The sequence below is a fragment of the Dickeya sp. Secpp 1600 genome, from assembly GCF_003049805.1.
Classification (GTDB): Bacteria; Pseudomonadota; Gammaproteobacteria; order Enterobacterales; family Enterobacteriaceae; genus Dickeya; species Dickeya fangzhongdai.
The window spans coordinates 2,925,547-2,938,358 of the sequence record NZ_CP023484.1; the positions used below are offsets into that span (position 1 = coordinate 2,925,547).

Sequence of the window (12,812 nt, forward strand, 5' to 3'; positions counted from 1 at the left end):
AAAAATTCCATTCAGCGGGGATGCAGCCGCCCTTCCTGTATCCACACCATGCGGTCACACATATGCTCCATCACATTGCAGTCATGGCTGACCATAATAATGGTCATCTCCTCCGTCTCCCGCCAGCGATTGAGCAGATTGAGAATACGCGCCTGCCCGACCGTGTCCAAGGCCGACGTCGCTTCGTCCAGCAACAGCAGTTGCGGACGCAGCAACAGCGCACGCAACAACGCCATTTGCTGACGTTGCCCGCCGGACAGTTGATGGGGATAGTTATCCAGTAAGCGGCACGATAGGCCGACCTGATCGGCGCCCTGCGCGAGCCGCGCATCGATATCCGTCACGCCCATCAACCGCAAAGGGTCGCTCAGGGTTTTACGCAGACTGTGTCGCGGGTGCAACGACGCGTAAGGGTCCTGAAACACCATCTGTACCTGACGCCGCAGAACCGCATCGAACGATCGGCCGGGGTGTACCGACTGATCGAGCAGCGTCATGCTGCCAGACCAGTGAGGGTTAAGCCCCGCCAGCGTCCATAATAACGAGGATTTCCCGCTGCCGGACGGCCCTGCCAGCCCAAAACACGCCCCTTGCGCCACGTTGAAACTGGCATCATGCACCACCTCATGGCGCTGGTAACCCTGCCAGTGGGCCACGCTGACCTGCTGCAGCATCACCGCCATAGGCTCATGCATCACGCGGCTCCTCCGGCTCGTCCTCTGCTGTCGGCAGCGTCTGCCCGTGGGTATGCTTGCCCGGTCGGGCTTGCCACAACGTTCGGGTGTAAGGATGCGTCGCATCCGGCAAGCGCGAGGCGGCCAGTTCATCCACCAGTTTCCCCTGACGCATCACCAGTATCCGGGCGCAATGATGCACTACCAGCGGCAAATCATGGCTAATCAATAAAAGGCCCATGTGATGTTCGGCCAGCAGGTGATCGAGCAACGACAGCACCTGCACGCGGGTTTCCCGGTCCAGAGCAAAAGTACGTTCATCGATAATCAATAGATCCGGCTGGGTGATCATCGCCATCGCCAGCATGACCCGCTGCGCCATGCCGCCGGAAATCTGGTGGGGATAGCACGTCAGTACCCCGCTGGGTTCCGCCAGACCGACCGCATTAAGGCTTTCCAGCACCCGGTCGCGCCGTTCAGAACGCGACAGGCTTGTGTGCAGCCGCAGCGGCTCCGCCATTTGCCAGCCGATGGTGCGCATCGGGTTGAGCGCGTGTTTCGGCCCCTGCATCACCATCGCCATGCGCCGACCGCGCCACTGCCGCCATTGCCGCGGGCTGAGCTTCAGCAAGTCCTGCCCGGCCAGTTCAAGCCGCTCTGCCTGCATTCGACATTCGGGCGGCAGCAACCCCATCAGCGCCCAGGCCAGCAGCGATTTGCCCGCGCCGGACTCCCCCACCAGCGCCACCCGTTCGCGCCGCATGCTGAATGACAGCGGTTGCACCAGCGTTTGCGAGTCGCCGTTATGGCGCCGAATCGACAGATTTTCGACCTCAAGCAGCCAGGATTCAGCGTTTGTCATAACGGGGATCCAGTCTGTCGCGCAATGCGTTGCCGAGCATATTAAAAGTCAGGCTGGTGAGGAAAATAGCCAGCCCCGGCATGGTGGCGACCCACCACTGCTCAAGCATCACGCTGCTGCCTTCCGCCACCATTGCGCCCCACTCCGCCATCGGCGGCGGCGCGCCCACGCCGAGAAACCCGAGCCCGGCCGCCGCCAGAATCATGTTGCCCGGCGTCATGGCCGCCCGCGTCAGCGCGCCGGGCAGGCACAACGGCAGCACATGGCCGTACATCAGCCGCCATCCGTCGATACCCTGCATACGGGCGGCAGCCAGAAACTCGCTGTTGCGTAGCGACATGGTTTCAGCCCGCGCCTGACGGGCAAACTGCGGCCAGGCGGTCAACGCCAACGCCAGTGCGCCGTGCAGCAGCCCTGTGCCCAACACCGCCACCAGCGCCAGCGCAATCACCAGCCCGGGTAATGCCAGCATGATGTCGGTCAGCCGCATCAGCAGCCGATCGACCCAGCCGCCGAGATAACCGGCGCCTACCCCGATCAGCAGCCCGATGGGAATGGTGATCACCAGAATCAGCGCCACCATTATCAGCGCCGGGCGAGTGCCATAAATCACCCTTGAGAGCAGGTCGCGGCCGAAGCCGTCGGTCCCCAGCCAGTGGTCCGGGCCGGGCGGCTGCAGGCGATGCATCACATTTTGACTATAGGGGTCGAACGGCGCCAGCCAGGGAGCGAACAGCGCGAGCAGCGTCAGCAGGCTCAACATCACAATGCAGACATTGAGGCTGTTCAGCATCGACGTGCGGCGCGTTGGCCGGCGCGACTGGCGGTCGGTATAGAATGCATGTCGCCGCCTCATCGTGTTCGGGGGTCCAGCAAAAAGATCAATGCATCCGCCAGCGCGTTGAGCAGGATGAAACAGACGCCAATCAGCAGCGTCGCCCCCAGCACCGCCGGGATATCGGCGGCAAACAGCGCGGTGGTCAGATAGCGCCCCACGCCCGGCCAGGAGAATACGGTTTCCACCAGGATCGCGCCTTCCAGCAGGCTGGCGTAAGACAGCATCAGCACCGTTACCATCACCGTCTGAATATTCGGCAGGATATGAAAAAACAGGATGCGCAGCGGGCTGGCGCCCATCGCGCGGGCCAGCGTCACGTACTCTTTGCCGCACTCTTCCAAAATAGCGGTGCGCAACATGCGGGCGATGCTGGCCATCGACACAAAGCCCAGCACGCAGGCAGGCAGCCACAAATGCGCCAGCGCGTTGCGAAACATCGCCAGATCGCTGTTCCAGCCGCCCAGCAGTACAAACCCGGTCGGCAATTCCGCCGAGTACTGATAGATATCATCGAAGCGCCCCGGCCCCGCGGACCAGTGCAGCACGGCATAAAACAGCAACAGACTCAGCAGACCGATCCAGAACACCGGTACCGAATAGCCCAGCAGCGTAACGCCGCGCACCAGATAATCCAGCACCCCGCCGGGCTTCAACGCCGACAGCAGCGCCAGCGTGACGCCGCCGCCAAACCCAATCACAATCGCGCAGGTCGCCAGTTCAAAGGTCGCCGGAAAGGTACGCAGCAAATCCTGCAGCACCGGCTGCGCGGTGGTGCGTGATACGCCGAAATCGCCTTGCAATAGCGCGGAGAGATAGTGCCAGAATTGCAGCCACATCGGCTGGTCCAGCCCCAGTTGCTGACGCACCTGGCTGTAAGTGGCGTCGCTGGCATGTTCGCCCGTCACGGGCAAAGCCTGATCGATCGGCGCCAGATGGGTTAACAGGAAGGTAAAAAACAACAGACCCAACAGCGTCAGGCACAATGAAAGGAAACTACCCAGCACTTTACCGGGACGCGCCGCAGTTCCCCATATCTGTTGATAAAATGGACTCATTGACGGAGGCCTTGTTGCTGGGAAGGCAACCCCAGGTCGTGACACGTTGCCAGCATGGTATCATCACTGCCGCCGGACTGGTATAGACAACCTCCGTCTCAGTTCACGCCCTCGTCAGGCCAGCGCCGCGCAGGGTTAACGCTACGCCTGACCGGCGGAAGGACCCTGCTGCAGTTCCCGCACCCGCTGCGCCAGCGCGCTCAGGCTTTCGTCCGCCATGCCGTAATGCTTCAGTTCCTGTTCCAGCGCGAACAGATACTGGGCGTTGGTGCCGAGCGGCCCGCTGGCGCAGGCAATCAGCGGCGCAATACTCTGTATGCAGGTATCGGCTTCCAGCAGCGGATGTTCGGGGTCGGTGACAAACACCAGCGCGGTGATCGGCTCGCCGCTTTGGCAGCGCAGTTCGCACCATAGCGGCCGGTAACAACCGGTCAGCATTTCACGCTTCCACAGCAGTTCCAGCTCTTCGCGCAGGGTAGTTTCAGGCAACCGGTAGGCTAGTCCGGTGGTTTCGCCGCCGGGTTTCAGCCCCAGCATACGGCCAGGCTGGCTATGGGTGCCGCGGCCGGCGGTGAGGCGCAGACAAAAGGTGCGGTGCCAGCCGTTGAGCGTAGCCACGCAAACCTCTTCGGCATCGAATACCGGATTCCACATCAGGGAGCCGTAACCGAACACCCAGACCGGGCTTTGGTCAGGGCGGGATGCCAGCGTACACGCCAGAGACGCCGCACGCTGCTGAGGGGTCAGCAACAAGGATTCATCAATATTGCCAAACGAGGTTTTACAATCTGCTTTCTGCAAAAAATCACGCGTCAACACTACCCACTGCCCTCACTAAAACGTTTCTTACTGCGCGGCGGCATCGCCTCGTCTATTCTGGCCGATCATCAACCCTGTAATCAACGCAGGTATTGCTTATTTCTACGGCAAAATATCGTTAACCTTTACCAGAATTTTGCTAAACGCCCGATGCAATAGCGCGGCAGACATTCATGAACGGTTTCGCAATGATGTCAGACCGCGCCCATCCTTCGCATTCATGAGAAAATGACAATCCCATCTTATTTATGCGTCGTTTAGCTTAAAAATGACAACCTATAAAAAGATAAAATACGTTATCATTTGATAAAAACAGTAAACAAAAAGTACAAAATCTTTTACTATTAATCAGATAAAACATAAAGAATGAAAACACCCCATAAAAACCGGCTAAATCAGGTTACACCGGGTTTTAAGTAACAATACTTTTGGCTCCGATGGTGTCGGAGAGGCAGGGAAAAATCATCCGGGCAAAAACGCAGCATCGCCCAATGCGTCAATCAACGCCCGGATGCAATAAAAAAACGCTTATCTTTAGACGGTATAAGGAGACCCGACCATGCCAACATCCTCCGACGCGGTGAAAACCCGTCACCACGAATACACCCTGATTTTTCCGTTGCTGGCGCTACTGGCGCTGACATTATGGGGCGATGCCCGCAGCCTGCCGGCTATGGTCGGCATCAACCTGCTGGCGCTGGTGGGGATCCTCGCCAGCGCGTTCAGCGTGGTGCGCCACGCCGATGTGCTGGCGCATCGTCTGGGGGAACCTTATGGCTCGTTGATCCTCAGTCTGTCGGTCGTGATTCTGGAAGTCAGCCTGATTTCGGCGCTGATGGCGACCGGCGATGCCGGCCCGACGCTGATGCGCGACACCCTTTATTCTATCATCATGATCGTCAGCGGCGGTCTGGTCGGCTTCGCCCTATTGCTGGGCGGCCGCAAATTCGCCACCCAGTACGTCAATCTGGCCGGCATCAAGCAATATCTGATGGCAATCTTCCCGCTGGCGATACTGGTGCTGGTGTTTCCCGCCGCGTTGCCGGAAGGCAATTTCTCCGTGGCGCAATCCATCATCATCGCGCTGATTTCCGCCATGATGTACGGCGTATTCCTGCTAATTCAGACCCGCACGCATCAGAGCCTGTTTGTCTACGAGCACGAAGATGAAAGCGATGATGACAACCCGCACCACGGCAAACCGTCGGTACACAGCTCCGCCTGGCACGCTATCTGGCTGCTGGTGCATCTGGTGGCGGTGATTGGCGTCACCAAGATGGACTCGCCGCAGTTGGAAGGGTTGCTGGAGGCGATGAACGCGCCGGCTCAATTTACCGGTTTCCTGGTGGCGCTGCTGATCCTGTCGCCGGAAGGGCTGGGCGCCATCACCGCCGTATTGCGCAATCAGGTACAGCGCGCTATGAACCTGTTCTTCGGGTCGGTGCTGGCCACCATTTCGCTGACGGTACCCGCCGTAACGCTGATCGCCACGCTCACCGGCCGCACCCTGCAGTTTTCGCTCGACCTGCCGCATATTGTGGTGATGCTGTCGGTGCTGGTGCTGTGCCATATTTCCTTTTCCACCGGCCGCACCAACGTCCTCAACGGCAGCGCGCACCTGGCGCTGTTCGCCGCTTATCTGATGACCATCATGCTGTAAGCGCCCCGCCGGTATCGCCGCCCAGCGATACCGGCATCGTTCTATTCATTACCGGTTAGCTCATCCCGGTTATCTTGCCGTTTTCTCTACGCTTCCCGGTCTACGCTTTTCTGCCCGCAACTTCCTGCCTCGTATCGGCAACGCAGCGATTTATACGACAATATTCTCTTCTTGCCCGAAAAAATCCTTTCCATTGATTTACCGCTGGATCTGCGTCAAAAAACAGGCGTATGGTATCGGCTTTGGACTGTGTCCTACCGCGGCGGCTGCGCTTTTTGTTTCCACTTCTCCGGCAACCACCGCAGGCGGCACACGCCCTGGCCGTGACGGGCCGCTGTCGACCCGCCTGTTTTTCATTGTTTGGTTCTTGTTTTCCATGAAATCACACCGAATTAACGGTATCAGACCGTTCAGCGCGCTGATTGAAGCCTGCTGGCGAGAAACCTACACGCTGTCGCGTTTTACTCATGATGTTATTGCCGGGATTACCGTCGGGATCATCGCTATCCCGCTGGCGATGGCGCTGGCTATCGCCAGCGGCGTGCCCCCGCAGTATGGACTTTATACGTCGGCGATCGCCGGGCTGGTGATCGCGCTGTGCGGCGGCTCCCGCTACAGCGTCTCCGGCCCCACCGCCGCATTTGTGGTTATTCTTCATCCCGTATCCCAGCAGTTCGGCATCTCCGGCCTGCTGGTCGCCACCCTACTCTCCGGCGTGTTTTTGCTGTTGATGGGCCTGTGCCGGCTGGGGCGATTGATTGAATACATTCCTTTGCCGGTGACGCTCGGGTTTACCTCCGGTATCGCCATCACCATCGCCACCATGCAGGTAAAAGACTTTTTCGGCCTGACCATGACCACGGTGCCGGAGCACTATGCCGAAAAAGTGGCAGCGCTGGTACAGGCACTACCGACGCTGAACATCGGCGATACGCTGGTTGGCTCGACGACGCTGCTGGTGCTGATCGTCTGGCCGAAGCTGGGCATTCGCCTGCCGGGTCACCTCCCCGCGCTGTTGGCAGGCACCGCCGTGATGGGCGTGTTATCGCAGTTTCACCTTGACGTGGCGACCATCGGCTCGCGTTTCAGCTACCTGCTGGCCGACGGCAGTCACGGTCAGGGGATCCCGGCGATTCTGCCGCAGTTTTTACTGCCGTGGAACATTCCCGCGCCGGACGGCCACACCATGACGCTGAGTTGGAAAAGCCTGTCCGAGCTGCTGCCGGCGGCGTTTTCCATGGCGATGCTCGGCGCCATTGAGTCACTGCTGTGCGCGGTGGTGCTGGACGGCATGACCGGGCGCAAACACCATCCCAGCAGCGAATTGATCGGCCAGGGCATCGGCAACATGGTGGCGCCGTTCTTCGGCGGCATTACCGCTACCGCCGCCATCGCCCGCTCCGCCGCCAACGTGCGTGCAGGCGCGACTTCGCCCATCGCGGCGGTGATCCACGCCGGTCTGGTGCTGTTGTCCCTGCTGGTGCTGGCGCCCTGGCTCTCTTATCTGCCGCTGTCGGCGATGGCCTCACTGCTGTTGTTGGTGGCGTGGAACATGAGCGAGGCGCACAAAGTTGTCTACCTGCTGCGCCGGGCGCCGCGGGACGACATTCTGGTATTGGTGCTGTGCATGGCGTTAACCGTACTGTTCGATATGGTGATTGCCATTACGGTGGGGATTGTGTTGGCGTCGTTGCTGTTCATGGGCAATGTGGCGCGCATGACGCGGCTGAGCGAGCTACCAGGCACCATCGCGGGCCAGCGGCTGGTGCTGCGCATTAACGGACCGCTGTTTTTCGCCGCGGCGGAGCGCCTGTTTAATGAACTGATGGAACGCGCCCAGCCTTACCCGACGATTGTTCTGCAGTGGGATGCAGTGTCGGTGCTGGATGCCGGCGGCCTTAACGCTTTCCGCCACTTTGTGGAATTGCTGCCGCCGGAAAAACAGCTGATCATTACCGATATCCCGTTCCAGCCGCTCAAAACACTGGCCCGGGCTAACGTTACGCCGATCGCCAACCGGCTGGGTTTCTACGCCACGCTGGAACAGGCGCTGGCGGAAACCACCCCCGTTCCCGACGAGCCGGCTTCCTGATCGTTCACCGGATCCCGCTTTATGCGGGGTCCGATTCGGTACGCCTCAGATATTCAGCAGAGCAGCCCTGACGGCGCCGTCGATGTGGCGGAACGCACCGTCAGGCACTCCGCATGCTGGCTCAGCGCCAGTTCATGATCGCGGCAGGCCTGCCCTATCGCCTGCAACTGCTCGCCGGACAGCGCATAAGGCAGCCGGATGTCCAGCTCCGTTACCCCTTGCTGGCGCGCCAGTGTAATCAGACGGGAAAGATTGGTTTCATCGCTGGCCTGAGTGGACAGTACCTGCATCGCCAGTTCCAGCAGTTTATCCTTGCCGGCGCTCCCGGCTACCACGGGTGACTTGGTCACCATGCCGAAAATCGGCATCACACCGTACAACGCGTCGATAAAGCGCCAGCGCTTGCGGCACAGCGCGCCAAGGTACGCGGTATAATCAATGCACATCCGTTCACTTTCAGAGGAGCCCGCAGGCCCGGAATGAGCCTCTTCCATCCTTTTTCTCCTTTCCGTCAACCGACCGTTGGCATCACGCCATTTCACGTTAACCATTACAACGTAAAAAGGATTAATAAGGTATAGTATCTCTAATAATTGTAGAGCTATTAGACAAAAGCAGGGACTTTTCTGCTGGCAATGCGATCCAGCGCACCCTACGCTTGCGTCGTAGCCGCTCATGCCGTCAGACGGCGCCGGCATGAGCCATAACACGCGTTCTGTTGTGAGTGGGATGTCATGTATAAAGTTGTTTTTGTTGAAGATGATCCGGAAGTCGGCAAACTGATTGCAGCCTATCTGGGTAAACATGATATTGATGTACGCATTGAGCCGCGCGGCGATAACGCGCTGGCCTTCATCGAAGAACAACAGCCCGACCTGGTGTTGCTGGACATCATGCTGCCCGGCAAAGACGGTATGACGATTTGCCGGGAACTGCGCCCTCTCTTTACCGGCCCCATCGTATTGCTCACCTCGCTCGACAGCGACATGAACCACATTCTGTCGCTGGAAATGGGGGCCGATGACTATATTCTGAAAACCACGCCGCCGGCGGTGCTGCTGGCGCGTTTGCGGTTGCATTTCCGTCAATACGCCGCCGCGCCGCAGCCGGCGGTGGAAAAAAGCGCGCCGGTGAAAACGCAGGTTCAGGTGCATAAATCGCTGCACTTCGGCCTGCTGTGCATCGATCCGGTTAACCGCGACGTCACGCTGGCGGACGAGAATATCGCCCTCTCCACATCGGATTTCGACCTGCTGTGGCTGCTGGCCACCCATGCCGGACAGATCATGGACCGCGAAGCGCTGCTTAAGGCGCTGCGCGGCGTCAGTTACGACGGGATGGATCGCAGTATCGACGTCGCCATTTCCCGCCTGCGCAAAAAACTGTACGACAACGCGCTGGAACCGGTGCGCATCAAAACCATCCGCAACAAAGGCTATCTGTTCGCCCCCAATGCCTGGGAGACCCTCACGCCATGAAAAAACTGTTTATTCAGTTCTTTCTGCTGCTGTTCGCCAGCTTTTTGGTGATGACCCTGCTGGTGGGGCTGGTGTACAAAGTCACGGCGGAACGGGCCGGACGCCAGTCGATGGATGACCTGATGAAAAGCTCGCTGTATCTGATCCGCAACGAGCTACGCTCCATTCCGCCACGAGAGTGGCACAAGACCATCAACCAGATGGACCTTAACCTGTCGTTCAAGTTGCACATTGAGCCGATCAGCAAGTACCGGCTTAGCACGCAGGCGCAGCAGCGGCTGATTCAGGGGGAAATCGTCGCGCTGGACGACGAATACACGTTTATCCAGCGTATTCCGCGCAGTCACTACGTGCTGGCGGTCGGCCCGATTCCCTATCTGTTCTTCCTGCACGAAATCCGGCTGGTCAACCTGCTGTTTCTGGCGCTGATCGGCCTGTCGCTGGCGCTGCCGGTGTTCCTGTGGATACGCCCGCACTGGAAGGCGATGCTGCAACTGGAAAGCGCCGCGCAGCGGCTGGGAGACGGTCATCTGGAAGAGCGAACCCACTTTGATAACACCTCCAGCCTGTTCCGCCTCGGCGTGGCGTTCAACCGCATGGCCGACAACCTCAACCAGTTGATTACCAGTAAAAAACAGCTGATCGACAATATCGCTCATGAGCTGCGCACGCCGCTGGTCCGGCTGCGCTACCGGCTGGCGATGAGCGACAACCTGACCGACGAAGAACAAGAAGCCATCAACCGCGATGTCGGCCAGTTGGAGGCGTTAATCGATGAACTGCTGACCTACGCCCGCCTCGACCGGCCGCAGGTGACGCTGCATCTCGAAGAGATCGACCTGTCGCAATGGCTGCACAAGCGAATCGACGATTTCCGGCTGGTGCATGACGATAAACAGATTGAGCTGGACGTAACCGGCGATAACAACTTCGGCTATGTGGACCTGCGCCTGATGGAACGGGTGTTGAACAATCTGGTCAATAACGGCTTGCGTTTCTGTCAGCATCGCCTGCGGGTCGGGCTAACGCTGGACCAGCATACCGCCTACCTGCAGGTGGAGGATGACGGGCCGGGCATCGCGCCGGAAGACCGCGCCCATATCTTCGAACCCTTCATCCGGTTGGAAGCCGGTATCGAAAACAGCAGCGGCGGCTGTGGTCTGGGGCTGGCGATTGTTCACGCCATCGTGCGCGCTTACAACGGCACGATCGAGGTAGACAGCAGCCCGCTGGGCGGCGCGCGCTTCCTGTTCCGCTGGCCGATTATCGAGCACAAATCCTCGTCAAATTCTTCGTCTGCAAACCTTGTACAATCCGTTACACGCGGAAACCAAACACTCACAGATCGCTAGCTTATGTTCCCCTATTCTTCAGTCATCGGCCCACCCTGGGGTTCGAAACGTGAACTGGATAATGAGGAATTTACGATGAATAAATTTTTAGTGATGATCGCAGGTGCGGCTCTGGGTCTGTCCTCTGTAGCTTTCGCAGCAGGTACCACTGCTCCGGCGGCTGCTCCGGCCACTACTACTGCTACTACTGCTGCTAAAGCTGACACCGCCAAAAAACCGGTGAAAAAAGCTGAGAAGAAAAAAACCGATCAGAAAGCACAGGCTGCTAAAAAGCACAAAAAAGTAGCGAAGAAAAAAGCCCCGGCTGCTCAGAAAGCTCAGGCCGCTAAAAAACACAAAAAAGCCAAAAAACCGGCTGCCCAGAAAGCTCAGGCTGCCAAAAAAGTAGCCAAGAAAAAACCGGCTGCCCAGAAAGCTCAGGCTGCTAAAAAAGTAGCCAAGAAAAAACCGGCTGCCCAGAAGGCTCAGGCTGCCAAAAAAGTAGCTAAGAAAAAACCGGCTGCTCAGAAGGCTCAGGCTGCCAAAAAAGTAGCCAAGAAAAAACCGGCTGCCCAGAAAGCTCAGGCTGCTAAAAAAGTAGCCAAGAAAAAACCGGCTGCCCAGAAGGCTCAGGCTGCTAAAAAAGTAGCTAAGAAAAAACCGGCTGCCCAGAAAGCTCAGGCTGCTAAAAAAGTAGCCAAGAAAAAACCGGCTGCCCAGAAGGCTCAGGCTGCTAAAAAACACAAAAAAGTGAAAAAAGCAAAAACCGCTCCGGCTGCTTAATTCACCAAAGTGACTGTTGATGGTCATGAGCACCGGTAGTCAGGAGTACGCTCCCCCACTACCGACATGACAATAGCGTTATCAAACACCCGGTTCGCCGGGTGTTTGTTTCATGGGGACCGGATAATGCTGCGACGCTACTCATTTGAAATCGTGCTGTCCTTCCTGCTTATCTGCGCGCTGGTTATCGTGGTGTTCTTCTTATAACCCGATGTCATCCTCGCCTGAGCGCCCAAACCGGGTCATCCGATTCGCCTGACCAACCAATCTGTCGTTTCCTGCCTGATTCCGGCATGCTACGTTTATAGTGGATTGATGACGGTTAATACGCTGAATTTCATCTTTAAAGGCCATTCATTACATGCGCATATCAGCCTGGTTGTTATGTTCATTGAGCGTGCTCGCCGCTTCTGCGTGGGCCGATAACGAGCCGTCAGCCACGACGGAACAACAAAAACAGACTCTGTTCTTTAATCATGATGACCGCGACAAAGTGCCGGATACCACCCAATGGCCGTGGCAGGCAATTGGTCAACTGGAAACCGCCAGCGGCAACCTCTGCACCGCAACCCTGATCTCGCCGCATCTGGCGCTGACCGCCGGCCACTGCGTGGTGGCGCCGCCCGGCGTGCCGGACAAACCGGTGGCGTTGCGTTTTCTGGCAACGGAAAACGGCTGGCGTTATGAAACCGATAAAATTGAAGCGCTGACCAATAAAAAACTGGCCAGGATGCTGAAAGCAGACGGCGACGGCTGGATCGTCCCGCCTTCCGCCGCACCGTGGGATTTCGCGCTGATTAGGCTCAAGCAGACGCCGCCGGGCATCCGCCCGTTGCCGATCTGGCAGGGAACGCAGGAAGAACTGAAAGCGGCGTTGGAAGCCGCGCAACAGAAGGTCACCCAGGCCGGTTACCCGGAAGACCATCAGGATACGCTGTACCGTCATCAGGACTGTCTGATTACCGGTTGGGTCCATAAAGCGGTGATGGCTCACCGTTGCGATACGCTACCGGGTGACAGCGGCTCGCCGCTGATGCTGAAAACCGCCGGCAGTTGGGTACTGATGGGTATCCAAAGCTCCGCGCCGGACGCCAGCAACCGCCAGCTTGCCGACAACCGCGCCGTGGCGGTCACCGCCATCCGCCAGCAGTTGGAAGCGTTGTCCAAAAAAGATCGTTAATCCGCCTTCGCCGGTATTTCTGCCTGAAATACCGGCTATT

12 protein-coding genes are annotated in these 12,812 nt (G+C 58.4%); 6 read left to right on the top strand and 6 right to left on the bottom strand.

Features of this window, described 5'->3' with window-relative positions; genetic code table 11:
* Positions 1-11 precede the first annotated feature (11 nt).
* The 5 genes from CPA59_RS13040 to CPA59_RS13060 all read right to left on the bottom strand — a co-directional run bounded on the left by CPA59_RS13040 (position 12) and on the right by CPA59_RS13060 (position 4,248).
* Positions 12-695 (bottom strand): ABC transporter ATP-binding protein, encoded by a 684-nt coding sequence (locus tag CPA59_RS13040; RefSeq protein WP_049842425.1) that lies wholly within the window; start codon positions 693-695, stop codon positions 12-14.
* Positions 688-1,536: an ABC transporter ATP-binding protein gene (locus CPA59_RS13045; RefSeq protein WP_107759626.1), complete on the bottom strand. Its 849-nt coding sequence runs from the start codon at positions 1,534-1,536 to the stop codon at positions 688-690. The genes CPA59_RS13040 and CPA59_RS13045 overlap by 8 nt, the downstream gene beginning before the upstream one ends.
* On the bottom strand, positions 1,523-2,329 hold the full coding sequence (locus CPA59_RS13050; protein WP_225622688.1) for an ABC transporter permease: 807 nt from the start codon (positions 2,327-2,329) through the stop codon (positions 1,523-1,525). Before CPA59_RS13050 ends, CPA59_RS13045 begins: the two co-directional genes overlap by 14 nt.
* A 59-nt stretch (positions 2,330-2,388) precedes the next feature.
* Positions 2,389-3,429, bottom strand: coding sequence for an ABC transporter permease (locus tag CPA59_RS13055; protein ID WP_049842424.1), 1,041 nt, complete (start codon positions 3,427-3,429; stop codon positions 2,389-2,391).
* A gap of 141 nt (positions 3,430-3,570) precedes the next feature.
* Positions 3,571-4,248, bottom strand: a complete 678-nt coding sequence (locus CPA59_RS13060) for a gamma-glutamylcyclotransferase (protein WP_038919344.1) — start codon at positions 4,246-4,248, stop codon at positions 3,571-3,573.
* A gap of 559 nt (positions 4,249-4,807) precedes the next feature.
* Between CPA59_RS13060 and chaA the strand changes: the two genes are divergently transcribed.
* Together chaA and dauA are read left to right on the top strand one after the other, a co-directional pair.
* The gene (gene chaA / locus CPA59_RS13065) at positions 4,808-5,908 is read left to right on the top strand and encodes a sodium-potassium/proton antiporter ChaA (RefSeq protein ID WP_038919345.1); all 1,101 of its coding nucleotides are present in this window, start codon (positions 4,808-4,810) and stop codon (positions 5,906-5,908) included.
* Between the two features lie 376 nt (positions 5,909-6,284).
* The gene (dauA, locus tag CPA59_RS13070) at positions 6,285-8,000 is read left to right on the top strand and encodes a C4-dicarboxylic acid transporter DauA (RefSeq protein WP_107760836.1); all 1,716 of its coding nucleotides are present in this window, start codon (positions 6,285-6,287) and stop codon (positions 7,998-8,000) included.
* Positions 8,001-8,053: 53 nt separating this feature from the next.
* On the opposite strand, the gene CPA59_RS13075 is transcribed toward dauA, so the two are convergent.
* On the bottom strand, positions 8,054-8,494 hold the full coding sequence (locus CPA59_RS13075; protein WP_038919346.1) for a hypothetical protein: 441 nt from the start codon (positions 8,492-8,494) through the stop codon (positions 8,054-8,056).
* 240 nt (positions 8,495-8,734) lie between these two features.
* Between CPA59_RS13075 and rstA the strand changes: the two genes are divergently transcribed.
* From rstA to CPA59_RS13095, 4 genes are all read left to right on the top strand, one after another.
* Positions 8,735-9,478: a two-component system response regulator RstA gene (gene rstA / locus CPA59_RS13080; protein WP_038668381.1), complete on the top strand. Its 744-nt coding sequence runs from the start codon at positions 8,735-8,737 to the stop codon at positions 9,476-9,478.
* Positions 9,475-10,830: a two-component system sensor histidine kinase RstB gene (gene rstB / locus CPA59_RS13085; protein ID WP_049854509.1), complete on the top strand. Its 1,356-nt coding sequence runs from the start codon at positions 9,475-9,477 to the stop codon at positions 10,828-10,830. Before rstA ends, rstB begins: the two co-directional genes overlap by 4 nt.
* 75 nt (positions 10,831-10,905) lie before the next feature.
* Positions 10,906-11,592: an acid resistance repetitive basic protein Asr gene (gene asr / locus CPA59_RS13090; RefSeq protein WP_107759631.1), complete on the top strand. Its 687-nt coding sequence runs from the start codon at positions 10,906-10,908 to the stop codon at positions 11,590-11,592.
* 361 nt (positions 11,593-11,953) lie between these two features.
* A complete protein-coding gene (locus CPA59_RS13095) occupies positions 11,954-12,772 on the top strand; it encodes a serine protease (RefSeq protein WP_049854525.1) in 819 nt (272 codons plus the stop codon).
* The last annotated feature ends 40 nt before the right edge of the window (positions 12,773-12,812 follow it).

Excerpts from the sequence above, each read along its gene's own strand:
- CPA59_RS13040 (WP_049842425.1), bottom strand. The coding sequence starts at position 695 with ATGCATGAGCCTATGGCGGTGATGCTGCAGCAGGTCAGCGTGGCCCAC.
- CPA59_RS13045 (WP_107759626.1), bottom strand. The coding sequence starts at position 1,536 with ATGACAAACGCTGAATCCTGGCTGCTTGAGGTCGAAAATCTGTCGATT.
- CPA59_RS13050 (WP_225622688.1), bottom strand. The coding sequence starts at position 2,329 with ATGCTGAACAGCCTCAATGTCTGCATTGTGATGTTGAGCCTGCTGACG.
- CPA59_RS13055 (WP_049842424.1), bottom strand. The coding sequence starts at position 3,429 with ATGAGTCCATTTTATCAACAGATATGGGGAACTGCGGCGCGTCCCGGT.
- chaA (WP_038919345.1), top strand. The coding sequence starts at position 4,808 with ATGCCAACATCCTCCGACGCGGTGAAAACCCGTCACCACGAATACACC.
- dauA (WP_107760836.1), top strand. The coding sequence starts at position 6,285 with ATGAAATCACACCGAATTAACGGTATCAGACCGTTCAGCGCGCTGATT.
- CPA59_RS13075 (WP_038919346.1), bottom strand. The coding sequence starts at position 8,494 with ATGGAAGAGGCTCATTCCGGGCCTGCGGGCTCCTCTGAAAGTGAACGG.
- rstA (WP_038668381.1), top strand. The coding sequence starts at position 8,735 with ATGTATAAAGTTGTTTTTGTTGAAGATGATCCGGAAGTCGGCAAACTG.
- rstB (WP_049854509.1), top strand. The coding sequence starts at position 9,475 with ATGAAAAAACTGTTTATTCAGTTCTTTCTGCTGCTGTTCGCCAGCTTT.
- asr (WP_107759631.1), top strand. The coding sequence starts at position 10,906 with ATGAATAAATTTTTAGTGATGATCGCAGGTGCGGCTCTGGGTCTGTCC.
- CPA59_RS13095 (WP_049854525.1), top strand. The coding sequence starts at position 11,954 with ATGCGCATATCAGCCTGGTTGTTATGTTCATTGAGCGTGCTCGCCGCT.